We start from the raw sequence: 557 nt of genomic DNA on the forward strand, positions 1-557 counted from the left end.
GTCCGACACGGCCGCCGACGGGCCCCGGTACCCCGCCGCCGACCCGGGCGCCCTCGCCGTCGCGGCGGTCGGCGCGAACGGCGCCGCCGCCGACAGCTCGATCCACGGTCCGCACGTCCAGATCGCCGCACCCGGCGCCCAGGTGCTCACCGCGGCCGATCGCGCCGGCGACTGCCTGTACGCCACCGACACCGCCGAGTCGAGCTTCGCGACCGCCTACGTGGCCGGTGCCGCAGCCCTCGTCGCCGCCGCGCACCCCGACGAGACGCCCCAGCAGTGGGCCTACCGGCTCATGGCGACCGCCAGCCGGCCCGCCCCCGACGCGCGCGACGACCAGATCGGCTGGGGGGTGGTGCAGCCGTACGACGCGATCGCCCTGGTGCCAGGGGCGACGACCCGCGGCCCCGCCAACCCGTTCACCGGGACCAGCCCCGTCGCGGTGACGGTCGGCGGTGGCACGCTGCACACCGCACCGAGCGGCTCGCCCTGGGCCCGCGCCCGGACCACGGCCGCGGTCGCCGGGCTGGTCGGGCTCACCGTGCTCGGTGTGCTCGGGC

The 557-nt window shown here is 78.8% G+C and carries 1 protein-coding gene; it reads left to right on the top strand.

All coding sequences use genetic code 11. From position 1 onward, the window contains the following. Nucleotides 1–557: S8 family serine peptidase (locus F2B26_RS16795; protein ID WP_159811237.1), on the top strand; the 557-nt coding region annotated here is incomplete at both ends.

The organism is Cellulomonas citrea, assembly GCF_009829685.1.
Lineage (GTDB): Bacteria > Actinomycetota > Actinomycetes > Actinomycetales > Cellulomonadaceae > Cellulomonas > Cellulomonas citrea.